General features: G+C 71.8%; 22 protein-coding genes and 8 tRNA genes. 21 read left to right on the forward strand and 9 right to left on the reverse strand.

The features are described from left to right. Positions 1-15 precede the first annotated feature (15 nt). The 4 genes from ACH442_RS40075 (at position 16) to ACH442_RS40090 (ending at position 5,436) form a co-directional block, all read left to right on the forward strand. Positions 16-1,380 (forward strand): pyridoxal phosphate-dependent decarboxylase family protein, encoded by a 1,365-nt coding sequence (locus tag ACH442_RS40075; protein ID WP_396343361.1) that lies wholly within the window; start codon positions 16-18, stop codon positions 1,378-1,380. A gap of 9 nt (positions 1,381-1,389) precedes the next feature. Continuing rightward, positions 1,390-1,917: a GNAT family N-acetyltransferase gene (locus ACH442_RS40080; protein WP_396343362.1), complete on the forward strand. Its 528-nt coding sequence runs from the start codon at positions 1,390-1,392 to the stop codon at positions 1,915-1,917. 124 nt (positions 1,918-2,041) lie between these two features. Further along, complete coding sequence (locus ACH442_RS40085) at positions 2,042-3,718, forward strand: ABC transporter transmembrane domain-containing protein (protein ID WP_396343385.1); 1,677 nt, start codon at positions 2,042-2,044, stop codon at positions 3,716-3,718. Beyond that, positions 3,715-5,436 carry an ABC transporter ATP-binding protein gene (locus ACH442_RS40090; RefSeq protein ID WP_396343363.1) on the forward strand — a complete coding sequence of 574 codons (1,722 nt, stop codon included), beginning with the start codon at positions 3,715-3,717 and terminating at the stop codon, positions 5,434-5,436. The genes ACH442_RS40085 and ACH442_RS40090 overlap by 4 nt, the downstream gene beginning before the upstream one ends. On the opposite strand, the gene ACH442_RS40095 is transcribed toward ACH442_RS40090, so the two are convergent. Then, positions 5,424-5,849, reverse strand: coding sequence for a PRC-barrel domain-containing protein (locus ACH442_RS40095; RefSeq protein ID WP_396343364.1), 426 nt, complete (start codon positions 5,847-5,849; stop codon positions 5,424-5,426). The genes ACH442_RS40090 and ACH442_RS40095 overlap by 13 nt on opposite strands. 75 nt (positions 5,850-5,924) lie before the next feature. On the opposite strand from ACH442_RS40095, the gene ACH442_RS40100 reads away from it, so the two are divergent. Continuing rightward, entirely contained in the window at positions 5,925-6,257 is a 333-nt protein-coding gene (locus ACH442_RS40100; RefSeq protein ID WP_396343365.1) for a hypothetical protein, read from the forward strand. Positions 6,258-6,389: 132 nt separating this feature from the next. On the opposite strand, the gene ACH442_RS40105 is transcribed toward ACH442_RS40100, so the two are convergent. Then, positions 6,390-6,611 carry a PLD nuclease N-terminal domain-containing protein gene (locus tag ACH442_RS40105; protein WP_396343366.1) on the reverse strand — a complete coding sequence of 74 codons (222 nt, stop codon included), beginning with the start codon at positions 6,609-6,611 and terminating at the stop codon, positions 6,390-6,392. A gap of 32 nt (positions 6,612-6,643) precedes the next feature. After that, positions 6,644-6,850, reverse strand: a complete 207-nt coding sequence (locus ACH442_RS40110) for a hypothetical protein (protein WP_396343367.1) — start codon at positions 6,848-6,850, stop codon at positions 6,644-6,646. Positions 6,851-7,348: 498 nt separating this feature from the next. Here ACH442_RS40110 and ACH442_RS40115 point away from each other — a divergent pair, with 498 nt between their 5' ends. From ACH442_RS40115 to ACH442_RS40130, 4 genes are all read left to right on the forward strand, one after another. Then, complete coding sequence (locus tag ACH442_RS40115) at positions 7,349-7,633, forward strand: hypothetical protein (protein WP_396343368.1); 285 nt, start codon at positions 7,349-7,351, stop codon at positions 7,631-7,633. Between the two features lie 28 nt (positions 7,634-7,661). After that, a complete protein-coding gene (locus ACH442_RS40120; protein WP_396343369.1) occupies positions 7,662-9,629 on the forward strand; it encodes a histidine kinase in 1,968 nt (655 codons plus the stop codon). After that, the gene (locus ACH442_RS40125) at positions 9,629-10,297 is read left to right on the forward strand and encodes a response regulator (RefSeq protein WP_396343370.1); all 669 of its coding nucleotides are present in this window, start codon (positions 9,629-9,631) and stop codon (positions 10,295-10,297) included. The genes ACH442_RS40120 and ACH442_RS40125 overlap by 1 nt, the downstream gene beginning before the upstream one ends. A 702-nt stretch (positions 10,298-10,999) precedes the next feature. Next, positions 11,000-14,401, forward strand: coding sequence for an AfsR/SARP family transcriptional regulator (locus ACH442_RS40130; RefSeq protein WP_396343371.1), 3,402 nt, complete (start codon positions 11,000-11,002; stop codon positions 14,399-14,401). Between the two features lie 135 nt (positions 14,402-14,536). Here the strand turns inward: ACH442_RS40130 and ACH442_RS40135 are convergent, their stop codons facing one another. Next, the gene (locus ACH442_RS40135) at positions 14,537-15,349 is read right to left on the reverse strand and encodes an ABC transporter permease (RefSeq protein WP_396343372.1); all 813 of its coding nucleotides are present in this window, start codon (positions 15,347-15,349) and stop codon (positions 14,537-14,539) included. A gap of 85 nt (positions 15,350-15,434) precedes the next feature. Further along, positions 15,435-16,406 (reverse strand): ATP-binding cassette domain-containing protein, encoded by a 972-nt coding sequence (locus ACH442_RS40140; protein WP_396343373.1) that lies wholly within the window; start codon positions 16,404-16,406, stop codon positions 15,435-15,437. 188 nt (positions 16,407-16,594) lie between these two features. Between ACH442_RS40140 and ACH442_RS40145 the strand changes: the two genes are divergently transcribed. Beyond that, complete coding sequence (locus tag ACH442_RS40145) at positions 16,595-16,780, forward strand: hypothetical protein (RefSeq protein ID WP_396343374.1); 186 nt, start codon at positions 16,595-16,597, stop codon at positions 16,778-16,780. On the opposite strand, the gene ACH442_RS40150 is transcribed toward ACH442_RS40145, so the two are convergent. Together ACH442_RS40150 and ACH442_RS40155 are read right to left on the reverse strand one after the other, a co-directional pair. Then, positions 16,735-16,998 carry a hypothetical protein gene (locus ACH442_RS40150; RefSeq protein ID WP_396343375.1) on the reverse strand — a complete coding sequence of 88 codons (264 nt, stop codon included), beginning with the start codon at positions 16,996-16,998 and terminating at the stop codon, positions 16,735-16,737. The two genes, ACH442_RS40145 and ACH442_RS40150, sit on opposite strands and share 46 nt — an antisense overlap. 16 nt (positions 16,999-17,014) lie before the next feature. Beyond that, positions 17,015-17,221 carry a hypothetical protein gene (locus tag ACH442_RS40155; RefSeq protein WP_396343376.1) on the reverse strand — a complete coding sequence of 69 codons (207 nt, stop codon included), beginning with the start codon at positions 17,219-17,221 and terminating at the stop codon, positions 17,015-17,017. A gap of 605 nt (positions 17,222-17,826) precedes the next feature. Between ACH442_RS40155 and ACH442_RS40160 the strand changes: the two genes are divergently transcribed. Next, positions 17,827-18,708, forward strand: coding sequence for a helix-turn-helix domain-containing protein (locus ACH442_RS40160; protein WP_396343377.1), 882 nt, complete (start codon positions 17,827-17,829; stop codon positions 18,706-18,708). A 155-nt stretch (positions 18,709-18,863) separates the two neighbouring features. Next, the gene (locus tag ACH442_RS40165; protein ID WP_396343378.1) at positions 18,864-21,089 is read left to right on the forward strand and encodes a putative bifunctional diguanylate cyclase/phosphodiesterase; all 2,226 of its coding nucleotides are present in this window, start codon (positions 18,864-18,866) and stop codon (positions 21,087-21,089) included. Positions 21,090-21,174: 85 nt separating this feature from the next. On the opposite strand, the gene ACH442_RS40170 is transcribed toward ACH442_RS40165, so the two are convergent. Next, positions 21,175-21,735, reverse strand: a complete 561-nt coding sequence (locus tag ACH442_RS40170) for a TetR/AcrR family transcriptional regulator (protein ID WP_396343379.1) — start codon at positions 21,733-21,735, stop codon at positions 21,175-21,177. Between the two features lie 74 nt (positions 21,736-21,809). Here ACH442_RS40170 and ACH442_RS40175 point away from each other — a divergent pair, with 74 nt between their 5' ends. After that, positions 21,810-23,243, forward strand: a complete 1,434-nt coding sequence (locus ACH442_RS40175; RefSeq protein ID WP_396343380.1) for an MFS transporter — start codon at positions 21,810-21,812, stop codon at positions 23,241-23,243. A gap of 54 nt (positions 23,244-23,297) precedes the next feature. On the opposite strand, the gene ACH442_RS40180 is transcribed toward ACH442_RS40175, so the two are convergent. Then, positions 23,298-23,471, reverse strand: coding sequence for a hypothetical protein (locus tag ACH442_RS40180; protein WP_396343381.1), 174 nt, complete (start codon positions 23,469-23,471; stop codon positions 23,298-23,300). A gap of 683 nt (positions 23,472-24,154) precedes the next feature. On the opposite strand from ACH442_RS40180, the gene ACH442_RS40185 reads away from it, so the two are divergent. The 8 genes from ACH442_RS40185 (at position 24,155) to ACH442_RS40220 (ending at position 24,912) form a co-directional block, all read left to right on the forward strand. Next, a tRNA-Trp gene (locus ACH442_RS40185) sits at positions 24,155-24,226 on the forward strand. A 94-nt stretch (positions 24,227-24,320) separates the two neighbouring features. After that, positions 24,321-24,393, forward strand: a tRNA-Ala gene (locus ACH442_RS40190). A gap of 10 nt (positions 24,394-24,403) precedes the next feature. Beyond that, positions 24,404-24,476 (forward strand) — tRNA-Arg (locus tag ACH442_RS40195). Positions 24,477-24,490: 14 nt separating this feature from the next. Next, positions 24,491-24,565, forward strand: a tRNA-Glu gene (locus ACH442_RS40200). A 10-nt stretch (positions 24,566-24,575) separates the two neighbouring features. Next, positions 24,576-24,649: transfer RNA gene (locus ACH442_RS40205), tRNA-Gln, on the forward strand. A 12-nt stretch (positions 24,650-24,661) separates the two neighbouring features. Then, positions 24,662-24,734 (forward strand) — tRNA-Thr (locus ACH442_RS40210). A 21-nt stretch (positions 24,735-24,755) separates the two neighbouring features. Further along, a tRNA-Leu gene (locus ACH442_RS40215) sits at positions 24,756-24,829 on the forward strand. A 10-nt stretch (positions 24,830-24,839) separates the two neighbouring features. Continuing rightward, positions 24,840-24,912 (forward strand) — tRNA-Ala (locus ACH442_RS40220). The last annotated feature ends 117 nt before the right edge of the window (positions 24,913-25,029 follow it).

The raw sequence follows: 25,029 nt of genomic DNA on the forward strand, positions 1-25,029 counted from the left end.
GCCTACCGTGCCCTGGTGGACTCTCGCCTCGCCGCCGACCTCGGTGACCTGCCCGACCTGCTGACCGCCGCGCGTGACTACGCCGCCGGCATCCTGGACGGCCTCGACCAGCGGCCGGCCGCGGTGCCGCCGCCCGCGGCCATCCCGGTGCCGCTGCCGGTGCAGGGGCTCGGCGGCGCGAAGGCGCTGGAGTTGTTCCGTGACCGCTGGGCGCCCGGTTTCTCCGGCAGCGCGGGTCCTCGTTACCTGGGGTTCGTCACCGGCGGGGCGACCCCGGCGGCGCTGGTCGGCGACTGGCTGACCGGCACGTTCGACCAGAACGCGTGCACCCGGCAGGACTCGTCGGCGGTCGATCTGGAGCGCGAGACCGTCGCCTGGCTGCGCTCCCTGTTCCGGTTGAAGGGCGATTTCTCCGGTACGTTCGTGACCGGCGCGACGATGTCGAACACGGTCGGCCTGGCGATCGGCCGGGAGTGGCTCGGCGAGCGCCGCGGCGTCAGCGTCGCGCGGCAGGGCGTGGCCGCTCTGGGTGACGTCTCGGTCCTGTCCGGCTCGCCGCACTCGAGCGTCTACAAGGCGCTGTCGATGCTCGGCATCGGTCGCGACCAGCTTCGTCTCGTGCCGGTCGGCCAGGACCGGGAAGCGGTGGACGTCGCGGCGCTCGACGCGGCTCTGTCGAAGCATGAAGGACCCGCGATCGTGGTCGCCAACGCCGGAACCGTCAACACCGTCGACTTCGACGACCTGGTCGCGATCGCCGCGCTGAAGGAGAGACACGACTTCTGGCTGCACGTGGACGCCGCGTTCGGCGGGTTCGCCGCTCTCACCCCCGCGCACCGGCATCTCGTCGCCGGCCTGGACCTCGCCGACTCCCTCTGCATCGACCTGCACAAGTGGCTCAACGTCCCCTACGACGCCGCCGTCCAGTTCACCCGCCGCCCGGATCTGCAGGTCAGCGTCTTCCAGAACTCGGCCGCCTACCTCACCGAGCCCGGCCCCGACCCGGATCCCTTCCACCTCACGCCGGAGAACTCGCGGCGCCTGCGCGCGCTGCCGGCCTGGTTCGCGCTCGCCGCCTACGGCACGGCCGGGCATCGCGAGATCGTGGAACGCAACGTGGCGCTGGCGCACCGGTTCGGCGACGCGGTGGCGACTCTTCCCGGGGTGAGGCTGCTTTCGCCCGTACGCCTCAATGTTGTGTGTTTTGCCGTGGAGGGTGACCCGGCGGCGGTGCTGAAGGCGGTCGCGGCGTCGGGGGAGGCGTTCCTGACGCCGACCGTCCACCGCGGCGTGCCGGCGCTGCGGGCCGCGTTCAGCAACTGGCGCACGCGGCCCGCGGACGTCGACCGCGTGATCGCCGTACTGCGGGACATTCTTTAAGGTGTCGAGGTGCCTCGATCATCGTTGACCGCCGTTGCCCGCTCCGCGACCAGCGCCGATGCCGATCGGATCGCGGAGATCTGCACCTCGGCGTATCGGGCCGCGTACAGCGAGTTGCTGCCGGCCGGGTACATCGACCGGACCGTCGAGATCTATTTCGGTCAGGCCCGGGTCGCCCGGCAAGTGCCGCCGAACCCGCCCAAGTGGTTCGGTTACCAGGTCGCCGAGGAGGACGGGCGGCTGGTCGGCGCGGCCGGCGGCGGGATGACCGGCGACGGGGTCGGCGAGCTGCACCTGATCTACCTGGACCCGGCCGAGCGCGGGCGCGGCCTCGGCACGCTGCTGCTCGACCGGGTGATCGAGCAGATCCGGTCGGCCGGTGGAACCGAGGTGTGGCTGTCGGTCTTCCTCGGCGACGCGAAGGGGATCGGGTTCTACCGGGCGCGCGGATTCCAGCCGGTGGAGACGGTGCAGGCCGACCTGTCCCGCACCGACGACCACATCCGCAGCCTGCGCATGCGCTGTCTTCTCGGTTGAAACCTCGATGACGCAAGCCGGATAAATCGGTTCCGGACGGCTGGGCTCCGGCGGCAGGATGTCCGGTGTGGAACAGGGACCCGGTCAGTACCTGTGGTGGCTTGCACGCCAGTTGAAGGGCCGGGTGGCGCTCGGCGCGCTGTTCGGGTCACTGTGGTTCCTCAGCCTGGCCACCATGCCGTACCTGATCTCGCAGGCGATCGACCGCGGCATCACCCCGCGCCGGCCCGGCCCGCTGATCCTCTGGACCGCCGCGGTGTTCGCCTGCGGGCTGGCCGGCGCCGGGCTCGGCATCATGCGCCACCGCAGCATGACCAAACTGCGCATCGCCGCCGCCCTGCGCACCGCCGACCAGGTGCTGACCCACGCCACCCGGCTCGGTGCCGCCCTGCCCCGCCGGATCACCGCCGGTGAGGTCGTCACCATCGGCATCTCCGACGTGTGGCTGATCGGCCGGGCCATGAACGTCGGCGGTGTCGGCGTCGCCGCGGTCCTGGCCTGCGCGGTCGTCGCCACCCTGCTGCACCGGACGGCGCCGCAGCTCGCGCTGGTCGTGCTGATCGGCGTGCCGGCGCTCGGCGTGCTGGTCGGGCCGCTGCTCAACGGCACCCAGCGGGCCGGTTCGCGGTACCGGGAGCGGCAGGGCGCGCTCAACGCCCGGCTCGTCGACGTGGTCGGTGGGCTGCGGGTGCTCAACGGGCTCGGCGGCAGCGCCACCCACCTCGAGCGGTACGTGCGGGAGTCGGCCCGGCTGCGCGACCAGGGCTACCGGGTGGGCCGCCCGTCGAGCTGGGTGAACGCGCTCGGCGACGGGTTGCCGATGGTGTTCCTGGCGATCGTGATCTGGGTGGCGGCGCGGATGGCGGCGGCCGGGCAGATCAGCGCGGGGCAACTGGTGGCGGTCTACGGGTACACCGCGATGCTGATCATCCCGGTCAGTGTGCTGATCTTCTGCGGGTTCGACGTGACGTACGGACTGGTCGCGGCCCGTCGCGTGACCGGCTTCCTCGATCTGCCGCTGGACGATCCGCGGGGCGGGGAGGGGCCGGTCGGGCCGTCCCGCCTGCACGACCCGGTGTCGGGCGTGACCGCCGAGCCGGGACGGCTGACCGCCCTCGCCGGTACCCGCCCCGCCGACGCCGTCGAGATCCTCGATCGGCTCGGCCGCTACCTCCCGGCCGAGCCGACCGGGACGGCCGACGAGCACGGCTGGCCCTCCGGGGTGTTTCCGCAGGCCGGGGGTACCCCTGAGCATCAGCCGGTGAGCTGGGGCGGGCAGCGGCTGGAGGACGTCGCGCGGGACGTCGTGCGGGACCGGATCCTGGTCGCCGAGAACCACGCCGACCTGTTCGCCGGCCCGCTGCGCGAGGTCGTCGCCGGCCGCCGTGACCCTGACGACGACCTGATCCGCGCCGCGATCGACACCGCGGTCGCCCACGACGTCGCCGACGACCTGGCCCGCCCGGTCGAGTGGGGTGGCCGCAACCTCTCCGGCGGCCAGCGCCAGCGGCTCCGGCTGGCCCGCGCCCTGCACGCCGACCCGGAGATGCTCCTGCTCGCCGAACCCACGTCGGCGGTCGACGCGCACACCGAGTCGGCCATCGCCGAACGTCTCGCCGCCGCCCGGGCCGGCCGGGGCACGGTCGTGGCGACCACCTCCCCGGTGCTGCTGGACCGCGCCGACACCGTGCACTATCTGGTCGACGGCCGGGTCGCCGCGACCGGGACCCATCGTGAGCTGCTGGTTGCCGAACCCGGCTACCGCGCCCTGGTGACCCGCGTCTTCGGAGGCGACGAATGAGCACCGCACTTCCGGTCGCCGGCCAGCGGCTGGTGGTCAGGGCCACCGCCCGCCTGATCGCCGCCGACAAACGCTCGGTCGCCGCCATGATCGCCCTGAACTCGCTGGCCGCGATCGCCGGTCTCGGCGCACCGTGGCTGCTGGGCCGGGTCATCGACACGGTCGCCGCCGGTGGCGGTGCCGACGCGGTGGACCGGCTGGCCCTGGCCGTCCTGGCCTGCGCGATCGTCCAGATGCTGCTGTCCCGCTGGGCGCTGGCCCTGGCGTTCCGCTTCGGGGAACGCACCTCGGCCCGGATCCGCGAGACGTTCCTGCGGCGCGCGCTCGCCCTCCCGGCGTCGATCGTCGAGCGGGTGCCGAGCGGTGACGTCGCGGCCCGCGGCACCACGGACGTCGACGCGGTCGCGACCACGTTGCGCGACATCCTGCCGCGCATCCTGATCGGCCTGGCCGAGATGGCGTTCATCATCGTCGCGGTGATCGTCCTGAACCCGTTGCTCGGCGTCGCCGGCGTGCTCGGCCTCGCCGGCGTCTGGTTCGTGACCCGGTGGTATCTGCGGCGCGCCCGGGACGCGTACCTGCGGGAGGGCGAGGCGAACTCGTGGCTGGCCGAGGAGTTGGCCGCGACCACGTCGGGCGCCCGGACCATCGAGGCGTTCGGGCTGGCCGGCCGGCGGCTCGCGGCCGGGCACGCCGCGATCGCCGACACCCGCCGGACACGACTGATCACCCTCGGACTGCGGAGCGTGTTCTTTCCGGTGGTCGAGACGTCGTACGCGATGCCGGTGGTTCTGGTCCTGTTGCTCGGCGGGGTGCTCTACATGGACCATCGGGTGACGCTCGGCACGCTCGGCGCGGCCGTTCTGTACCTGCGCCAGCTGGTCAATCCCCTCGACACGCTGCTGATCCGGATCGAGCAGTTGCAGTCGGCGGCCGCGTCGTTCGCCCGGGTCGAGGGTCTGGCGGCGACCCCGCCACCGCCGGCGTTCGCCGGATCACTTCCGGACAGTGACCGGATCGAGGTGCGCGGGGTCCGCTTCTCCTACGACGCCGGGCGCGACGTTCTGCACGACGTCGATCTGACGGTACGCCCGGGCGAGCGCCTCGCCGTCGTCGGACTCAGCGGCGCCGGCAAGTCCACCCTGGCCCGTCTGCTGGCCGGCGTCGACCGCCCCACCGCGGGCACCGTCACGGTCGGCGGCGTCCCGGTCGCGGATCTCCCGCCCGAGCAGCTCCGGAGCCACGTCGTCCTGGTGACACAGGAACACCACGTGTTCCGCGAGTCGGTGCGCGACAACCTGATGGTGCCCGCCCCCGACGCCGAACTGCGGGCGGCCCTGGCCACGGTCGGCGCTGACTGGGCCGACGACCTCGACCGTGACCTGGGCGAACAGCCGCTCGACGGGGCTCAGGCCCAGCAGCTCGCACTGGCGCGGGTGCTGCTGGCCGGCCCGCACACGATCATCCTCGACGAGGCGACCGCGCTGCTCGACCCGACCGCGGCCCGCGACGCGGAACGGGCGCTGGCGGCGGTGCTCCACGGCCGTACCGTCATAGCCGTCGCCCACCGGCTGCAGACCGCTCACGACGCCGATCGGGTGGCCGTGATGGACGACGGACGGATCATCGAGCTCGGCACGCACGACGAACTGCTCGCCGCCGACGGCCCCTACGCCGCGCTGTGGCGCTCGTGGCACCAGGCCGATCAAATGCGGTAATAGGGGTAGCCCGGGTAGAGGTACCCGGCGCTCCAGTACGGCGAATAACCGTAGTGCCGGTACAGCTCGTTGTAGTACTCGGTGGCGTCGATCAGCTCGGGGTCGTAGACCGGCGCCTCGGCCACGATCTGCTTCGGCTCGGCCACGTGCACCACCTCGTCGTCGATCGCCCGGATCGCCTCGATCGGCACATAGGAGTGGCTCGCGCCGAAGCCCAGGATCCCGCCGTGCGCGACGTGCAGCATCCGGACCTTCTGCTCGTCCGGGTCGATCAGCAGGTCGTCGACGCGCCCGAGCTCGTGACCGTCCCGGTCCTGGACCTTGCGCCCGCGGATGTCCTCGGCCGGGTCGCCGACCATCCGGTCGCTGTCGCTCAGCTTGATCAGCTCGATGCTGGGGTACGGCGTGGTCACGGGATCGGCTTACCCGATCCGTTCGCCCGGCAATCTCCGGTGGTGCCGCGGTGGCGGTTGGGGCAGGCTGGGCGGATGGGATGGACGGTGCGCAAGCAGCTGCTCTGCCCGGCCTGCGGTGACGTCATGGCGGAGGCGATCCATCGGCGGTTCCCGGCCATGCTCACGGTCCTCGCGACCGCGGGCTACGAGGTGATGCCCCGCCGCAGTGGCGCCGTCGAACGCGACCTCCTCGAGGGCACCCTGGCCGGGGTGCCCGACGAGCAGACGCTGCGCGACATGCTGCTGCGGTACCACGCCGATCTGATCTACGAGCTGATGTGCCCGCGCGGCCACGTCACCTACCGTGCCGCGCCGGCTGTCGTCGACGCCCTCCGCGACACCCCCGGCACCTGGGTCACCCTCTGACCGCCGGTCACCCTCCCCGGCTGATTCCCACTGTGGCTGTCCGGGCTCGATCACCACGGTGAGCACCTGTAGCCAGCACTTGGCGACCTCGCCGCCGTCGCCGGCCCGGAGCCCGAGGATGTCGCGGTGCCCTCATGGGCGGCGGCGGCCCCAGGCAAGGTAGGCGAGGGGGCCGAAGGGCTGGACGAGCATGACCGGGAGCCAAGCCGGCTTGGGGCCGCGGACCTGGACGGCGGGGCGGCGGATCAGATCGGCCACGGCGATGGTGGTGATCACGAGTTCGGCGGCGCCGACGGTCAGGATCGCCCCCTGCTGCCCGCGGGACAGGTCGTGCCAGGACTTCTTCTGGGCCATGGCGAGAAACTAGCGCATCGGATCCGTGACCGTCAGTGCCTGTCCGCCTCCGCCTCCGGGACCGGCGTACCGGCCGCGGAGGCGGATCGCGGTCCGATCAAGCCGCCCATGCCCGGGTCGGGGATGCTGTCCCGGCCGTTCTCCAGGTGTCCCGCGTACTGCGCCACGGTGCTGCCCGCGGTGACCGTGACGTCATACCAGCCGTGCATGCGCGACGCGTCGACCTGCGACGTCCGCACTTGCTCTTCCGGTGTTGCGCAGCTCGACGGTGTCGGCGGTCGCGTCCGCGTGCAGGGTGTCCGGCAGAGCCCGGGCCGGACGCACGCCACGCTCCTGTTCCGGCAGCTCCGGGTCGGCCGGCGGCACCGGCACGAGATCCGGCCGGCGGATCAGGTCGGCCGGTCTGAACTGCGCCGTCTCCGGCAGGCCGACCGGTCCGCGGTTCGGCGCCTTGAAGGATGAAGAGCGCCGTCTTCGACCAGATCTCCGGTTCCGACGCGAGGATGTCGATCACCTGCGACACGTACCAGGCGGAAACTGTCTACGATCCACGCCGGCCACGGCCGCGGACGCTATCGCCCGGGGGTGACCTGCGGGTGACATCCACCGGTGTATATGACGCCGTGCCGCTGACGCGATCCGGCACTCGGCCACCGGCCGCCTATACCCGCGGACATAGGCCGGACTCCGACCGTGGCGGGATCCGCCGGACGGCGAGCGGCGGCAGAATTGCGGTCATGGAGATGGAGACCGCTCGGGCAGTGGAGAAGGTTCCGGCCGGCCGGGCTCGCCGATGGTGGCGGTGGCCGGTCATCGTCGTCTCGTGCGCGCCGCTCGCCGTGATCATGGTGCTGCACCGGATGCGCATCGCCGGCGACGCCGGGATCCTGGGACGGTGGTACGTCGGGCTGTCGCTGACCGTGGCCGGCATCGGCGCCTGGCTGCTGATCGAGAAGACGATCGGCTGGTCGGTCCGGGGCACCGCCCGGCCCGGCGACCAGGAGCCGGGCGACCGGCACTGACCGGGCCGCTCGATAGGGTGTGGTCATCATGGCCCGCCCGCACACCTGGTCGCTCCCCGTGCTGCTGGTGGCTGTCCAGCTCACGCTCTGGCCCGGCCTGGCCCGGCCGCCGGCCGCGGCGGTGCCGGCGATCACGTTCGTCGCCGTCTGCCTGGCCGTCGGCGCCGCCCTGGCCCTGCGGCGCACCCACCCGGTGCCGGCCCTCGCCGGGGCATGCGCCGGGATCGCGCTGGCGACCTGGGTCGCCCCGGCCGGTCAGCAGTGGTTCGTACCCGGGGACGCGCCTGCCGTCATTGCCGCCGCCGACCTGATCGCGCTGTTCAGCGTGGGCGCCCGGTGCTCCCGGCGGACGGTGCTCGCCGGCTGGGCGGCGGTCGTCGCGGTCCAGGGCGTGCTGAGCCTCGCGGCCGGCGGCGACGACCTGCCTCTGGAACTGGTCGTCGACGCGGCGTCCAGCGCACTGGTGGCCGCGCTCGGCCGGATCCGGGGGCACTGGACCCGGGAGCGGGCGGAGGCGGCCCGTCGTCTCGCCGCGGCCGAACGAGCACGCCGGGAAGCGAAGCTCGACGAGCGCCACCGGCTGGCGCGCGAGCTGCACGACGTCACCGCGCACCACCTCACCTCGATCGTCGTCAACGCCCAGGCGGCGACGTTCCTGGCCGACCGGCAACCCGGGCTGCGGGCGGAGTCCCTGGCGTTCGCCGCGCGGACCGGGCGGGAGACCCTGGCGTCACTGCACCGCCTGGTCGAGGTCCTGCCGACCGGCACCCCCGAGGACCGCGAGCCCGGCCTGAGCGCGCTGACCGCATCCTTCCGGGCCGTCGGCCAGCGGATCGAACTGCGCCTGCCCGGCGGCGAGCCACCGGCCGAACTCGCCGCCGCCATGCACGGCATCGCGCGTGAGGCGCTCACCAATACCCTCCGCTACGCGCCCGCCGGATCGGTCGTCCTCTCCTTCCGGTACGACGGCGAGCATGCCGAGCTGGTGATCGAGGACGACGGAGCCGCCGCCGGCCAGGCCGGAGCGACCGGCCTGGGCGGCGGCCGCGGTGTCGCCGGGATGCGCGAACGCGCGGTCGCGCTCGGCGGCAGCCTGGACGCCGGTCCCTGCGAGCGCGGCTGGCGGGTGCGGGCCCGGGTGCCGTTCGCCGCGCCCCTGCCGGGACAGCGGCACCTCCTGCGAAGCCGGATCGTGGTGGACGCGGCCGTGGCTGCTCTGCCGCTCGTCGTGCCGCTGAGTGGCCTCGCGGCCGAGGCGGGCGACGGTCTCGACCCGGCCGTGACCGTGCTGGTGCTGCTGGCGATGGTCGCGCACGCGCTGCCGTTGCTGTGGCGGCGCACGCGCCCGTGGCCGGTGTTCGCGGTGGTCGCGGCGACCGGCTGGCTCGGCCCGCTGCTGACCGCCACGGTACTGCCCGCCGGCCTGGGCTGGCTGTTTCTGTTCAGTCCGGGCGCCGAGTTGGTCGCGGTCCACGCGGTCGCTTCGTGGAGCGGGCGGCCGCAACGGGCGTGGCTCGCGCTGATGGCCGGTGTGCTCTCGCCGGCCCTGGTTCTCGCGGCGCTCCTGGTGACCGGCCCGGGCGAGCCGCCGGGCCCGGCCGAGCCGTCCGGTGCGCCCGTCACGGCGGTTCTCGTGGTGGTCTACGCCCTGATCGGTATCCTGCTGGCCGGCGGCCCGGCGACCCTCGCGTGGCTGGCCGGCCTCGCGGCCCGGAGCCGGCGTGACCGGCGGTGGCACCGGGAGGAGGGCAGCGTGGCCGCGATGCGGGCGCAGGCCGAGCAGCGGGCCCGCGAGGAGCGCGATCGGATGGCGGCTGACCTGGGCGAAGCGGTGCTCCGGCACGCGGCCGAGGTCCCCGCAGCGGCCGATCGCGGTGATCTGGCCGAGGTGCTCGGCGCGGCCCGGCGTTCCCTGGCCATGATGCGCACCATGCTGGACGGACTGCACGCGGCCGGGGAGCCGGAGACCGGGGAGGTGCCGTCATCGTCCGGGTGATGATCGTGGACGACCAGGCGATGGTCCGGGCCGGCCTGGCCGCGATCGTCGGCGCGCAGCCCGGCATGCGGGTCGTCGGCGAGGCCGCCGACGGCGCCGCCGGGCTGGAGCTGGCCGTGACCACGACGCCGGACGTGGTGCTGATGGACGTGCGGATGCCCGGTGTCGACGGGATCACCGCCACGGCCCGGCTGACCGCCCTGCCGGACGCCCCGCGCGTCCTGGTGCTGACCACCTTTCATCAGGATGTCTACGTCTTCGAGGCGCTGCGGGCCGGCGCCTCCGGATTCCTGCTCAAGGACGCCGAACCCGACGACCTGATCGCCGCGATCCGGACCGTGGCGGCCGGGGAGGCGATGCTGAGCCCGGTGGTGACCCGCCGGCTGATCGACGCGTTCGCCGACGGCCGGGTGACCGCGACCCGGGCGGCCGATCCGCGGCTGGACGCGCTGACACCGCGCGAGCGCGACGTGCTGATGCAACTCGCGCGTGGCCGCTCCAACGCGGAGATCGGCGCCGCCCTGGGCATCACCACCGGGACGGTGAAAGTGCACGTCAACGCCCTGCTGCCGAAACTCGGGGCGCGGGACCGGGTGCAGGCCACGATCATCGCGTACGACCTCGGGCTGGTCCGGCCAGGCGGTCCGCCGACGGTCGAACCGCCCTGACCGGTCACGCTCATCATGGTTGATGTCTCGGCTCGCGCGGTGGCTGAGCTTCCTGGGCACCACCCCCTGAGCCCCCGCGCCGTGCGATGCCCACGCCGTGCCGTGCCCACCCCGTGCCGTGCCCACCCCGTGCCGTGCCCACGCCGTGCCGTGCCCACGCCGTGCCGTGCCCACGCCGTGCCGTGCCCACGCCGTGCCGCGCCCACGCCGTGCGGTGCCTGCCTGCTTTCTCGCTGGGTCTCGTTTGAGGCCCGCCCCTGCACCAGCAGCCGCCGCCCGGCGCCTGATCCTCCCAGGCTAGCCTCCTAGGATGGCTAAGAGCAGGTGGCGGGTGTCCGGCCAAGCCGCTCCGGGACGTAGGGGACCGCGGCGAGACGCAACATACCGTCGACCGAAAGGCGCGTGTCGGTGTTCTGCGAAGTGGGCCTGCAACGCTCGGGAACAGCGTGCGAATTCGACCTGCAACGCTCGGGCAGAGTGGGTCGCCGGGGGCAGGCCGGCCAACCCTCACCGGTGTTGTTCACCCTTGATCACGACGGTGAGGGCCAGGCCGGGGCGGGACCGGCCGGCGGGGCTTGAGCGGGCTGTGCGGGCGATCTGCGTGCCCGATGTGACACCACGCTGACGGTGGGCTGGGAGAGGGCTGAGGGGTGGGGGTGGGGTGGTTTGGTCCGGGTGGTGGCGGAGGGGGAGGATCGCTGCGTGAGCGAGCACGGGGAGCGTGCCGGGCGGTTGCGGGTCGAGCTGTTCGGGGGGTTGCGGGTCGGCCGCGGGGGAGCGGATCTAGCGGTGCCGGGGGCGCGGCTCCGGGGCCTGCTGGTGCGGCTGGCGCTGGCGGCGGGGCGGCCGGTGGGGGCCGGTGCGCTGGTGGACTCGCTGTGGCCGGTGGAGCGGCCGGCCGATCCGGCGAATGCGTTGCAGTCGCTGGTGTCGCGGCTTCGGCGGGTGCTCGGGGATGCGGAGGCGGTCACTCAGGACGAGGGTGGCTACCGGCTGGCGGTGGGCGACGACGACGTCGACGTGATCCGGTTCGAGCGGCTGGCCGGGAACGGGCGGCAGCGGCTTCGGGCCGGGGATGCGGCCGGGGCGGCGGAGCTGCTCGGGGAGGCGGCCGGGCTGGTGCGCGGGCCGGTGGCGGCCGAGGTGGGCGCGGTGGCCGAGGCGGCCGGGGTTCGGCTGGGGCGGGCTGTCAGCGCGGTGCTGGCCGAGATGGCGGAGACGGATCTCCTGCTCGGGCGGTATGACGTGGCGGAGAGTCGGCTGGTCCGGTTGAACGAGGAGCATCCGCTGGACGAGCGGGTCGCCGGGCTGCTGATCGACACGCTCGCGGCTCAGGGGCGGCAGGCGGATGCGCTGGCGCTGTACGAGCAGGTCCGCGAAGAGGTCGCGGACCGGCTCGGGGTCGATCCGGGGGTGGCGCTGCGCGAGCGACACCTGCGCCTGCTGCGCGGATCCGACCGCACGGATCCCGTTCCCGGCGGGAAGGCCGAGGCGGCGCAGGCGGAGGAGCGAGCGGTCGCCGAAGGCGCTGCCACGGAGCGGGCCGCGGCGGAGCGGCTGACCGGGGAGCGGGTGGCGGACGGGTGGGGGGCTCACGACGTACGCGGGCAGGGGGAAGCGGAAGCGGGCCGGAAGCCGGCGGCGAGCAACCTGCCGGAACCGCTGACCAGCTTCATCGGCCGTGAGGCCGATCTTGCCCGGGTGGACGATCTGCTCGGCTCCGGGCGGCTGATCACGGTGCTGGGGCCGGGCGGGGCCGGGAAGACTCGGCTGGCGACGCAGGCGGCGCGGCGGCGGCGCGGGGAGTTCCGGGACGGGGTGTGGCTGATCGATCTGGCGTCGGTGACGGCGCCGGCCGAGCTGGCGGCGGCGGTGCTGGCGGCGACCGGGCTGCGGGCTTCGGCGATCTTCGCGGAGGGGTCGGGGCTGCGGCTGGAGGGGCGCACCGACGTCGACGTGCTGGTGGATCAGTTTGCCGCGCGCGAGTGTCTGTTCCTGGTGGACAACTGCGAGCATCTGATCGACGCGGTGGCGCACCTGGCGACGGCGTTGCTGGTGCGGTGTCCGGGTCTGCGGATCCTGGCGACGAGCCGGGAGCCGCTCGCGGTGGACGGGGAGGCGCTGGTGCCGCTCGGCCCGCTGGGTCTGCCGGAGCAGGCGGAGCTCGAGGAAGCGCGGGAGTCGCCGGCGGTGCGGCTGTTCGCCGAGCGTGCGGCGGCGGTGCTGCCGGGGTTCGGGCTGGACGCGGCGACGGTCGGTGACGTGGTGCAGATCGTGCGGCGGCTGGACGGGTTGCCGCTCGCGTTGGAGCTGGCCGCGGCCCGGCTGCGCACGCTCGGCTTGCGGGAGTTGGCGGACGGGCTCGATGACCGTTTCCGATTGCTGACGACGGGGAGCCGGACGGCGCTGCCGCGGCACCGGACGCTGCGTGCGGTGATCGCGTGGAGCTGGGAGTTGCTGGCCGACGACGAGCGGATCGTGGCCGAGCGTGTGTCGGTGTTCCCGGGTGGGGTGACGGTGGGGTCGGCGACGGCGGTCTGCGCGGACGCGGGGGTGCCGGCCGCGCTGATCCCGGATCTGCTGGCCGCTCTGGTCGACAAGTCGCTGCTGCAGCGGGCGCCGGAGGGTCGTTACCGGATGCTGGAGACGCTCCGGGAGTACGGGATCGACCAGCTCGCCTCGCAGCACGCGTTGACCGGCACCCGGCGGCTGGCCGCGGGCTACCTGTCCGCGCTGGTCGCCGAGCACGACCCGCGGCTGCGGACCGCCGAGCAACTGGACGCGCTGGTCGTGCTGCGCGGCGAGTACGACAACGCGCTCGCCGCCCTGCGCCACCTGTGTGACGAGGGGGATGCGGACGGCGCGACCCGGCTGGCGTTGAGCCTGGTGTGGTACTGGCAGATGTTCGGCCGGCACGCCGACGCCTCGTTCTGGCTGAACGAGGCGCTGCAGTTGCCGGGTGAGCGGAGCCGGCTGGTCACCGACTGCGCCGAGGCGGTGCTGACGCTCAACCGGGTCAGCTTCGACGTGGTGATGATGTCGGAGACCGCGCAGCAGCGGCAGGACCGGCTGCGTTCACTGGCCGACCGGCTGATGTCGCATCCGGAGCTGCCCGGGCTGGTCGGTGCGCTCGCCGCGGTGGTGCTGTTCATGGCCGAGGAGCGGGAGGCCGCCCAGGCCCGGATGAATCAGCTGGTCGAGGGGCCGGACGCGTGGGTGGCCGCGCTGGCGCGGCTGTTCCGGGCGCAGGTCGCGGAGAACAACGGCGACGTCGAGCAGGTCCGGGTGGACGTGACCGCCGCGCTCGCCGGGTTCCGGGCCGCCGGTGACCGCTGGGGTCAGGCGACCGTGCTGCCGCTGCGGGCGTTGCTGCGGCAGTACGAGGGTGACCTGGACGGCGCGCTGGCCGACCTGACCACGGCGAAGTCGCTGGCCGGGGAGTTCGGGTCGCTGGACCTGGGTGACGAGGTCTTCATCGATCTGCGGCGGGCCGACCTGCATCTGCGGCGCGGCGAGCCGGAGGCGGCGCTGGTCGCGCTGGCCGCTGCGCGGGCCCGGGCGGAACGGGCGATGTCGCCGGAGATGATGCTGCTCATCGACGGGCTCGAGGCCGGGATGATGATCACGCTGGGTGAGCTGGACCGGGCCGAGGAGCTGGTGGCGCGGGCCGAGGGGAAGCTGCCCGTCGACGAGCCCGGGTTCCTGAACGGTGACCACGGGACGGCGATCATCGAGGGGGTGCGGGCGACCCTCGCGTTGCGGCGCGGTGACCAGGCGCGGGCGGAGCGGGCGCTGATTCTGGCGTACGAGGCGGCGTGCGAGACCCGGGACATGCCGATCCTGTCGCTGGTCGCGGTCGGGGCGGCCGGGCTGGCCGAGCTGACCGGCCGGCATCGGGAGGCGGCGCAGCTGCTGGGCGCGGCGGCCCGGTTGCGCGGTGCCCACGATCCGACGGATCTGCAGGTGGCCGAGTTGACCCGGCGGAACCGGGCGGTGCTGGGGGAGGACGGGTTCACCGAGGCGTACGCGGCGGGCTGGGCCCTGGACCCGAACACGGCACTGGCCCGGGCGGACCCGGGCCAGTTGCGCGCCATCGAGGGTTGAGCCCAGCCGGCCCGCATCGCGCCCGCTGACGTCGAGAGGTCCGGCGACGACCACCGCTGTGCTGGTCGTTGCCGGACCTCTCGACGTCAGCCGCCGAGGGCGCGATGCCCGCGAGCCGAAGGCGGAGCCATTGCGTCAGGTGCGCTTGTTGTAGGCGCGCAGGGCGAGCGGGACGAAGACCACGAGCAGCCCGGCCATCCAGGCGAGGGTGATCCACAGGTGGTGGGCGACGGGACCGCCGATCAGCAGGCCACGTTCCGCGCCGACCAGATGGGTGATCGGGTTGACCTTCACGAAGCCCTGCAGCCAGTCGGGCAGCGTCTCGGTCGGGACGAACACGTTGCTGCCGAACGAGAGCGGGAAGACCAGCAGGAACATGACGCCCTGCACGGCGCCCGAGGTGCGGACCTTCATGCCGACCCAGACCGAGATCCAGCCGAAGCACAGGCCGAACCCGATGGCCAGGGCGATCGCCCCGAGGGTGGCCATGGTGTCCGTCTCGATCCGGAAGCCGATGATCATGCCGAAGCCCAGCGTCACCACGCACACCGTGGCGTAGCGGACGATGTCGGCCAGGACCGCGCCGACCAGAGGCGCCGAGCGGGACACCGGCAGTGATCGGAACCGGTCGAAGACGCCTTTCTCGATGTCGGCGTTCAGGTTCTGGCCGAGGGCGATGCCGCCCATCGCCAGGGACTGGGCGAGCATGCCGGGCAGCAGGAGCTGCAGGTAGCCGTGCCGGTTCCCGTCCGCGGCGATCGCGCCACCGAACAGGTACGTGAACATCAGCAGGAAGATGACCGGCTGGACGGTGACGTCGATCAGGGCTTCCGGCGTGCGGACGGTTTTGATCAGGCTGCGCTTGGCGAGCGCGCCCGCGTGCCGGACCAGTCCCCACGGCCGCTGAATGTCCCGCTGGGTGGGTTGGGTGAGTACAGCCGTGGTCATGCTTCTGCCTCCATCGGTGTGCCCTTCTGGCCCTCGCGTGCGGTGCCGCTTCTCGGCCCGGGTTGCGGCCGCTCCGTGCGGGCGGTCATACCAGGGCCTCCGACTTCGTCTTTCCGGTCAACGTGTGGAACACCTCGTCGAGGCTGGGCAGGTGCAGGCCGAACTCGTTGATCTCGATGCCGGCCCGGCGCAGCGCCGGGATCACGTCGTCGAGCGCGCTGTCCGAGGTCACCGGCACCGAGGCGGCGCCGGGACGGGAGCCGGCGGCGCTGTCCGGCGCGGCGTTGGTGCCGGGTGCGGCAACACCGTCAAGAATTTGCAGTACGTCGGGAAGCCGTCCCGCATCGGCCGGCCGGATCCGCAGGGTCTGGCCGCCGACGCGCCGCTTGAGCCCGTCGGGGGTGTCCTGCGCGATCACCCGGCCGTGGTTCACCACCACGATCTCGTCGGCCAGTGCGTCCGCCTCCTCCAGGTACTGCGTGGTCAGCAGCACGCTGGAGCCCTGCGCGACCTGGGTGCGCACGACGCCCCACATGTCCTCGCGCTTGGCCGGGTCGAGCCCGGTGGTCGGCTCGTCGAGGAAGATCACCTCGGGGTGGCCGACGAGGCTGGCGGCCAGGTCGAGGCGGCGGCGCATGCCACCGGAGTACGTCTTGGCCGGGCGTCCCGCGGCCTCGGTCAGGTCGAACCAGTCCAGCAGTTCGACCGCCCGCTTCTTGGCGTCGCTGCCGGTCAGGTCGAGCAGCCGGCCGATCAGCACCAGGTTCTGGGTGCCGGTCAGGTCCTCGTCGACCGACGCGTACTGCCCGGTCAGGCCGATCCGGCGGCGTACCTTCTGCGGTTCGCGCAGCACGTCGACGCCGGCCACGAACGCGGTGCCCTCGTCCGGGCGCAGCAGGGTCGCCAGCACCCGTACCGCGGTCGTCTTGCCGGCCCCGTTGGGCCCCAGCACGCCGAGCACCGTGCCCCGGCGCATGGCCAGGTCCACCCCGTCGAGCGCCTGCGTCTTACCGAAGCGTTTGCGCAACCCCTCGGCGCGCACTACGAGATCGTCCACGATCCTCGCTCCCCCTCATTCGTTGTCGGGAGAAGCGTGCGTGATCACGCTGACATGGCCCGCACACAGCGCTGGCACGGCTGACCGGGGGCCGGGTGAGCCGTGCCAGCGCCGGAACAGGCCTTACGGCGTACGCGTAAATCGGGTCCAAGGGTGCAAAGCGCTTTGTCCTCGGGGGTGGCCGGGGCATGATCGTCGTCGAGGATGGTGGCCTCGTCGAACGGGTCGTGGCCGGCCGGCACGAGTTCCGCCGCCGAGCGGCGCGGGTCACCGCGCGGCGCTACCGAGAGCATCTGGCCGAGTCGGGGCGGGCGGTCCGCACTCCCCGTTACGGCGGGCCGGGGCGGCCCGAGGTCGAGTACCGTCCGGCCTGAGCGCGCCGGCGGGCGGCCACGGCGGTCCGCAGTTCGGCCCAGAAACGCCACCGCGGGCTCTTGTCGGCGGCGGCGAGAACGGCGGCCAGATCCGGCCTTTCATGCGGCGGCACCAGCGTTATCACCAAGAGCAGCGGCAGAATGGCGAGGAGCAATTCGGTCACCAGGAAGAAGACGATGATCGCGGCCACGGGTCCGATCAGGGCGACAGCAGACATGACGACATCCGATCGATCAGCGGGCGAAAGCGGCAGCGACTATCAGTGCCAGTGACGCGCCCAGGGCGAACGCCACGACGGCGGCCGAGGCGATGGCCCCGACGACGGGTCTGATCGGTTCGACCGCCCGCTTCAGATATCGAAGTCCGACCACCAGCAGCAGGGCGGCCAGAGCCAGGTGGAGCACTGGAGCGCCGATCGGCACGGCTGGATACGGCGACATTGTTTCGATCATTTGCGACCCCCGCGGGGTGCGGCGAAGTGGATGTGTCGATCGTCTATTCACCGCGCCTGAATTACTACCCCGAATTCATGGACAGCGAAAAGTGCGACCGATTTCCATATTTCGATCAGGAATCTGGCTGACAGGTATGCGGCAGACTGCGGTATCGCAGACAGAGTTTGTTTCCGTCGATATTCTTTCTGGTTGACGGCCGTGATCGCACTGGTTGTCCGACATTGTCAAGTGACGCTCCGACACGCTCGTGCGACGAACCACTCGTGGCTGCTCAGAGCGCATCTGGACGGTGTTCTGAGCGGTCTTGCGCCGGAGGCCGCCCCATATGTCCTATTCTCCTCTCGTGAATAATGCTTCCAGGGGGAACGAAGAACCTTCGTTCTCCCTCCAAGTGGTGGCCAACCACTGTTCGGCCGGCTCCTGCCCGACGATCTATCGAGCGGGTCCGGGGCGGTACGTGGTTCAGGGATTCGCGGTCTCCGCCGAGCGTGCGGGCATTGATCTGCCCGACGGTGAGATGCTGGTCGAAATCCCGGCCGAGTTGCTGCGCGAGGTGCTCAGCGACCTGTCGTGACGCGAGAGGGGGCGTCGTGTCGACCATCGGCGGCGCTCCCTTCGACCCGGAGGAGCCGGTCGGCGCCACCCTGGCCCGGATGCGGCGGGCGCAACGGCTCAGCGGCACCCGGCTGGCCGAGATGGTGGGCATGAGCCAGCCGAAGATCTCCCGGCTGGAGCGGGGCAAGAGCCTCCCGGACCCGGCTGACGTCGCGACCCTGGCCCGGGCCCTCGGCGCCGACGACGCACAGGTCCGGACCTTGATCCGGCGGGCCGAGGACGCTCACGACCGGATGACCGACTGGCGGCCGACGGTGTCACCGCTGGTGAGCCGCCAGGAGAGCCTGGCCGAGTGGGAAGCGGCGACCGCCGAGGTGTGCGACTTCCAGCCCGCCCTGCTGGCGGGCCTGCTGCAGACCAGCGGATACGCGCGCGGGGCGCTGATGTCGTTCCAGACCCTCGCCGAGGCGGAGGGCGACGAGCACACCGAGACCGCGATCCTGGAGGCGGTCACCGCGCGGATCCGGCGCCAGCAGGTGCTCGGGGCGCCGGGCAAGTCGTTCCGGTTCGTGATCACCGAGTCGGTGCTGCGCAGCCAGGTCTGCCCGCCGGCGGAGATGCTGGCGCAGCTGAGCCACCTGCGGGAGCTGCTGACGCGGCACCCGGCGATCAGGTTCGCGGTCATCCCGGACGAAGGACCGTTCGCCTTCCCACCACTGCACGGCTTCACCCTGCTGGACGAGAGCCTCGTGCTCATCGACGTGTACAACACCGGCCTGGTGTCGCGAGGGCCCACCGACGTACGGCACTACCGCAAGGTCTTCGACCTGTTCGAGGCATCCGCGACCACCGAGGTGGGGCCGCTTCTGGACCGGTACGAGGCCCGCTACATCGAACAGCTGACCCGGCGCGACTGACGGTCCGGCGGCGGCCGACCGCGGCGCAGGAGAACAGGCTGCACGGCCGGCCGGCGGGCCGCAGCCGGGACGTTCGCCCGAAGCCGATCGGCATAGGTCCGACGTTCTTCAGCGCTGTCCTCAACTTTCGCCGTGACGTGCCGAACAGTCGGGATGTGACGGGTCTCCGGCGACCTTCGTGGTGGCTCGCCTGGCTGCTGGGTGGCATAGCCGTGGTGGGCGGGTGGTCGCTGCTCCCGTACGGCTGGCCCGCGCTCGTCGTCTCCACTCTGCTGTCCGTCGTGGTGTGCGTCGTCATGGTGGTCGGGGCCCGCCGCCGGCACCGGTCGCAGCAGCCGGCCTGGTACGTCTTCGTGGCCGGCGTCGTCACCTGGGTCGCCGGTGACCTGGTCTACGCCGTGCAGGGGACGGGGCGGTTCCCGTCCTGGGCGGACGCGTTCTACCTGGGCGCGTACCCGCTGCTGACGACGGCGATGTTCCTGCTGACGCGGCGGCGGGGGCCGGTCTGGTCCGGCAACCTGATCGACTCGGCGATCGTGGCGATCAGTGTCGGGATCGCCTACTGGACGTTCGTGATCGAACCGGTGGTGCTCGACGACAGTCTTCCGCCGCTGGCCCGGGCGGTGACGGCCGGCTATCCCACGATGGGCGTCCTGCTCTGTGCACTGCTGGTGCCGATGCTGCTGCGGCGCGGGCCGCGTACCGCCGGCATGTGGCTCTTGACCGTCGGCGGCGTGGTCACGCTGGCCTGTAACGTGATCTACACCCTGCTGCCGGGGGTGATGGCGGCGACCGGGTCGCTGGTCTACGCCGGTTACCTGCTGGCCTACGTGCTCTGGGCGGCGGCGGCCGCGCACCCGTCGGCGACGGCCGGGCCGGTCGAGGAGGGTGACACCCTCGGCTGGAGCCGGCTGATCGCGCTGACCGCCTCGATGCTGCTGGTGCCGGCGATCCTGCTGGTGCAGGGCGAGCGCGGCGCCGGTGCGACCAGCTGGCTCGTCGTCGGGATCGGCTCGATGGCCCTGTTCGTGCTGGTGGTGACCCGGATGTCAGGGTACATCGCGCGGGCCCACAGCCAGGCCGCGCGGCTGCACGACCTGGCCATGCGCGACGATCTGACCGGGCTGCCGAACCGGCGCGCGTTCGAGGAGGAGGCGGTCAAGGGCGTCGCGGCCGGCCCGTGCCGGCTCATCATGATCGACCTGGCCGGGTTCAAGCACGTCAACGACCGGCTCGGGCGGGCCGCCGGTGACCGGACCCTCGCGGCGGTCGCCGGCTTGCTGCGTTCGTCGCTGCGCGAGAGCGACGCGGTGGCGCGGATGGGTGCCGACGAGTTCGCGGTGCTGGTCCTGGACACGCGCGAGGGCGAGGGCGAGGCGGTGGTCGCCCGGCTGATGGAACTGCTGCGGCAGCCGATCGTCTCCGGCGAGCACGAACTGCTGCTCAACGCGCGGCTCGGGGTCGCCGACAGCGCCGAGTGCGGCGCAGTGCCCGTGCCGGAGCTGGTACGCCGTGCGGACACCGCCCGCTACGCCGCGAAGGCGGCCGGCGGCCAGCTGATGATCTACAGCGCCGAGCTGGACGAGCGCGCCGACGCGACCGCGCGGCTCGGCGCCGACCTGCGGCACAGCCTCGACGACGGCGACTTCCGGGTGGTCTACCAGCCGATCGTGGAGCTGGACACCGGGCGGGTACGGGCGTGCGAGGCGCTGGTCCGCTGGCACCACCCGGTCCGCGGTCTGGTCAGCCCGGTCGACTTCGTCCCGATCGCCGAGGACAACGGGCTGATCGTGGAGCTGGGCGAGTTCGTCATGCGTACGTCGTGCTGGAAGTTCGCCGGGTGGCGGCGCGACCTGGGCCGGGATGCGCCCGGCTACGTCAGCGTGAACGTGTCGGCCCGGCAGCTCAGCGAACCCGGCTTCCCCGAAGTGGTGGCCGGGATCATCGCCGAGTGCGGCATCGAACCGGCCCAGCTGCTCGTCGAGGTGACCGAGACCGCCCTGTTCGGCGGCGGGGTCGCGGTCGCCGCCGTGGAGACCCTGCACCGGTCCGGGGTGCGGATCGCGCTGGACGACTTCGGCACCGGGCACTCGTCGCTGGGCCTGCTGCGTACGGTGCCGGTCGACGTGCTCAAGGTCGACAAGTCGTTCGTCGACGAGATCACCGCGGGCGGGAAACGGGCGGTGATCGTCGACGCGCTGATCCACGTCAGCAAGGGACTGGGACTGCGGGCGGTCGCCGAGGGCGTGGAGACCGCGGAGCAGGCCGACTACCTGCGCGAGCTCGGGTATGAGTACGCGCAGGGCTACTACTTCGGCAAACCGGTGCCCGAGCCGTCCTTCGCGGCCGGACACCGGCCGTTCGCCGTCGACCAGTCGTAGGTGTCTCAGCCCGGTCTCCGGTCTGTCCGGACCGGCCGCCGAGCCGGCGCGGCCACTTGCGTTCCCGCGACCGGCCGGTGCGGGGTCAGGGGCGGGCGCGGATGCCGTCGAGGGCGAAGTCGATCACGCGGGTGCGCTGCTCCTCGTCGACGAAGGTGGCCGAGACCAGGCCGGAGATCATGCGGAGCATGTCGTCGAAGCTGGCGTCCGGGCGGACCTCGCCGGCCTCGCGCGCACGCTGCATCAGGGGCTCGCCGGCCGCGTACATGGTGATGCGGCACGCCGTGAACAGCTCGGAATCCCGGTTGAGCGCGTCGATGACGGCGCGCTTGGTCACCACGTACTGCACGAAGCGGTCGAGCCAGGAGCGCAACGCCTGCCACGGCGGCTGGTCGGCGACCGCGAGGGCGGCCGCGCTGAGCTGGTTGATCTCCTCGACGTAGACGGCCTCGAACAGGTCGCGCCGGGTCGGGAAGTTGCGGTAGAGGGTGCCGATGCCGACGCCGGCGCGGCGGGCGATCTCCTCCAGCGACGCGTCCGTGCTGCTCTCGGCGAAGATCTCGCGGGCGGCGGCGAGCAGCGCGTCGTAGTTGCGGCGTGCGTCGGCCCGCTGGGGGCGGCGCGTCGCGAGCGGCACGTCAGGCATGGAGACCCTCCTCACATCCCCCTCGGCGGTAAAGCGGTTGCGAACCGGAGGGGTGCCTCCGCTAATGTGGAGGCATGCCTCGACTTTACCAGGCGACCCCACGCGTGACCTTCACGGTGCTGGCCGCCGCGGCCGCCGCGTTCGCCCTCATGCAGTCACTGGTCACCCCGGTGCTGCCGACCATCCAGCAGGACCTGCACACCACCACCGGCACGGTCACCTGGGTGCTGACCGCCTGGCTGCTGGCCGCCTCGGTGGCCACCCCGCTGATGGGCCGCATCGCCGACATGATCGGCAAGGACCGCACGCTGCTGGTCGCGCTCGGCGCCATCGCGCTGGGCTGCCTGCTCGCCGCGATCGCCCCGAACGTGACCGTGCTCATCGCCGCCCGCGTCGTGCAGGGCCTCGGCGCCGCCGTCTTCCCGGTCTCCTTCGGCATCATCCGCGACGTCTACCCGCCGAGCCGGGTCTCCTCCGCGATCGGCATCCTCGCCGCGGTCATCGCCAGCGGCAGCGGCCTCGGCATCGTCCTGGCCGGCCCGATCGTCGGCTGGCTCGACTGGCGCTGGCTGTTCTGGATCCCGATGATCGCGGTCACCCTGGTCGCCGTCGCCGCGTGGCGCGTGATCCCGGCGTCGCCGGCCGGTGTCCGCGGCCGGATCAACTGGCTCTCCGCGGTGCTCCTGGCCGGCTGGCTCGTCGCCCTGCTGCTCCCGCTGAGCAAGGGTGCCACGTGGGGGTGGGCCAACGGCCGTACGCTCGGATTGTTTGCCCTTGCCCTGATCTTCTTCGCCGGCTGGATGGTGAGCGAACTTCGCTCGGCCGAGCCGCTGATCGACATGCGGATGATGCGCCTGCCCGCGGTCTGGACGACCAACCTGGTGTCGCTGCTGTTCGGCGCCGCGATGTTCGGCGTCTTCGCGTTCCTGCCACAGCTCATGCAGGTGCCGGCCAGCACCGGGTACGGGTTCGGCGCGACCGTCAGCAGCGCCGGCCTGCTGATGCTGCCGATGATGGTCACGATGGCGGTCTTCGGCTCGATCAGCGGCCCGCTCACCCGCTGGGTCAGCAACAAGGCGCAGCTGCTGATCGGCGCGGGCCTGGGCACCCTCTCCGCGCTCAGTCTCGCCCTCGCCCACGACAGCCGGGCCATGGTCGCGATCACCGGTGCGGTTTTCGGGGTCGGGCTCGGCCTGCTCTACTCCTCGATGATCAACCTGATCGTGCAGAGCGTGCCGATGAACCAGACCGGTGTCGCCAGCGGCATGAACACCAACATCAGGACCATCGGAGCTTCCATCGGTACGGCGGTGGTCAGCTCCGTGGTGACCGGGCACGTCGGCCCGCAGGGACTGCCCGCCGAGTCCGGCTACACCGAGGCGTTCCTGCTGCTCGCCGTGGCCAGTGCGCTCGCCTTCCTGGTCGCGCTGCTGGTCCCGGCCGGTCGCCGGGCAGCCGCGCGGGAGACGCCCGTCGCGCTGCCGGAGCTCACGCCCGTCGAGGTCTGAGAAACATGGTGAAGTGAAGACGCCGGGCCCCGGGCAGCGGGGCCCGGCGTCTGTCTATCGGTACGACCCCTCGTCGGGCTCCTCGGCGGAGCGCTGGATGAGGTCGTTCACCGGCTGTGGTGGCTCCCGAAGGGCGGGCTCGGCCGGTTCCTGCTGGTCGGTGTCGGCCGACCCGGGCCCGTCCGTGGTCACGAACTCCGCGAAGCTCTCAGGTTGAAGATCACTCATGGTCGGGACATACCCGCTTTTCGCCAACATGTAGCCGTTCCCCCGCCGCCGGCCCGCGAAGGCGAGCCGAGACTTGCTCACGCCAGCGCGACCGGCTGCTGAAGTCAGGTTAGGCTAGCCTAAATTACCTGACAAGCCCAGGGGGTACGTCGTTGGTTCCGGCCGCCGCGGGAGCCTTTGGTTCGCGCCTGTTGCGTGTGCTCCACGTGCCGCGCCTGTTGCGTGTGCTCCACGTGCCGCGCCTGTTGCGTGTGCTCCTCGTGCCGCGCCCGCTGCGCGTGCCTGTCGACTGTGTGCCCTGGTCTTGCTCGTGTGGCCGACAGGCCGGGGTCAGTGCATTCAGTTGATTTCAGATTCGGCGATTAATTGCGTTGCCGGTTCTGGGACGGCGGCTTAACGTAGTCCACACAAGCGAGCCGGGCGGCCGAAAGGGCCGGACGGCGAAACGATCAGGAAAGGGGTGACGATCATGCGGTGGCAGACCTCGAGCATGTCGCAGCGCGAGACGCTGCGAGCTGAGGGCGTCATGGCGCGACCCGGTCAGCCCCTGACGAGTCCGATCGCGGATCTGCCGGTTCACCACGAACCGCGGAGTGGTCCGGAGCGGTGGCGAGGCTAGCAATCCAGCTAGCGTCGATCAGCCGCCCTCCCGACCGGGACAGGGCGGTTTTTCTTTATCTCCCACGGGTGTAGCTCAACGGTAGAGCGACAGCCTCCAAATCTGTTAGATGCGGGTTCGAATCCTGCTGCCCGTGCTTTCTCATGCTCTTTGAAAACTCCACAGTGGATGGCACATTTTTTCGACCGGCCGCCGGCAGTTCACGCCGCCGGCGGCCGGGGAACGACAAGGGGCTTGTAGCGCAGCTGGTAGCGCACCGGTTCGGCAGACCGGGGGTCGGCGGTTCGAATCCACCCAGGTTCACGCACCACAAGTCTCCGTAGCTCAGCGGAAAGAGCACCAGGCTACGAACCTGGGGGTCGGGAGTTCAAATCTCTCCGGGGACGCGCCATTTTTTTCACGCCCGTGAGGCTGCGGAAGGTTAGACCACCGGACTCTCACTCCGGAAGACCGGGTTCGACCCCCGGACGGGCGACGTGGTTCTTTGCGAGCTGGTGCAATCCGGCAGCACGTCCGTCTCTGGAACGGAAGATTGGAGGTTCGAGTCCTCCGCTCGCAGCTCACGTTTTACGCCGGTGCAGCACGATCGGTCGTGCACTCGTTTCGTAATCGAGAGGTAGCGGGTTCGAATCCCGTCTCCGGCTCTGCACCATTGTTTTGTCCCCGCCCGGGTAGCCCAACGGCAGGAGGCACACCGCTCAGAACGGTGGCAGTGCGCGTTCGAATCGCGCTCCGGGTACGAACGACAGGGGCTCGTAGCTCAGTTGGTAGAGCGCCGCTCTTGCACAGCGGAGGCGGCCGGTTCGAATCCGGCCGGGTCCACGATTCACCAATGCCTTGTTAGCCTCGGCCCTTCGTTAAGGGCTGTCCAAGGAGTGGGCCGGAAACGCAGAAGTGCCTTCTGATCAGGGAAAATAGGGCTTGTCGAAGGTCCTATGT

Origin of the sequence: Actinoplanes sp. NPDC020271 (genome assembly GCF_044388125.1) — a bacterium.
In the GTDB taxonomy this organism is placed as follows: domain Bacteria; phylum Actinomycetota; class Actinomycetes; order Mycobacteriales; family Micromonosporaceae; genus Actinoplanes.

Bases quoted from the DNA above. Each gene is read 5' to 3' on its own strand.
- ACH442_RS40100 (WP_396343365.1), top strand. From the start codon at position 5,925: ATGGGATGGACGGTGCGCAAGCAGCTGCTCTGCCCGGCCTGCGGTGAC.
- ACH442_RS40125 (WP_396343370.1), top strand. From the start codon at position 9,629: ATGATCGTGGACGACCAGGCGATGGTCCGGGCCGGCCTGGCCGCGATC.
- ACH442_RS40150 (WP_396343375.1), bottom strand. From the start codon at position 16,998: ATGTCTGCTGTCGCCCTGATCGGACCCGTGGCCGCGATCATCGTCTTC.
- ACH442_RS40120 (WP_396343369.1), top strand. From the start codon at position 7,662: ATGGCCCGCCCGCACACCTGGTCGCTCCCCGTGCTGCTGGTGGCTGTC.
- ACH442_RS40135 (WP_396343372.1), bottom strand. From the start codon at position 15,349: ATGACCACGGCTGTACTCACCCAACCCACCCAGCGGGACATTCAGCGG.
- ACH442_RS40175 (WP_396343380.1), top strand. From the start codon at position 21,810: ATGCCTCGACTTTACCAGGCGACCCCACGCGTGACCTTCACGGTGCTG.
- ACH442_RS40145 (WP_396343374.1), top strand. From the start codon at position 16,595: ATGATCGTCGTCGAGGATGGTGGCCTCGTCGAACGGGTCGTGGCCGGC.
- ACH442_RS40155 (WP_396343376.1), bottom strand. From the start codon at position 17,221: ATGTCGCCGTATCCAGCCGTGCCGATCGGCGCTCCAGTGCTCCACCTG.
- ACH442_RS40115 (WP_396343368.1), top strand. From the start codon at position 7,349: ATGGAGATGGAGACCGCTCGGGCAGTGGAGAAGGTTCCGGCCGGCCGG.
- ACH442_RS40180 (WP_396343381.1), bottom strand. From the start codon at position 23,471: ATGAGTGATCTTCAACCTGAGAGCTTCGCGGAGTTCGTGACCACGGAC.
- ACH442_RS40170 (WP_396343379.1), bottom strand. From the start codon at position 21,735: ATGCCTGACGTGCCGCTCGCGACGCGCCGCCCCCAGCGGGCCGACGCA.
- ACH442_RS40090 (WP_396343363.1), top strand. From the start codon at position 3,715: ATGAGCACCGCACTTCCGGTCGCCGGCCAGCGGCTGGTGGTCAGGGCC.
- ACH442_RS40105 (WP_396343366.1), bottom strand. From the start codon at position 6,611: ATGGCCCAGAAGAAGTCCTGGCACGACCTGTCCCGCGGGCAGCAGGGG.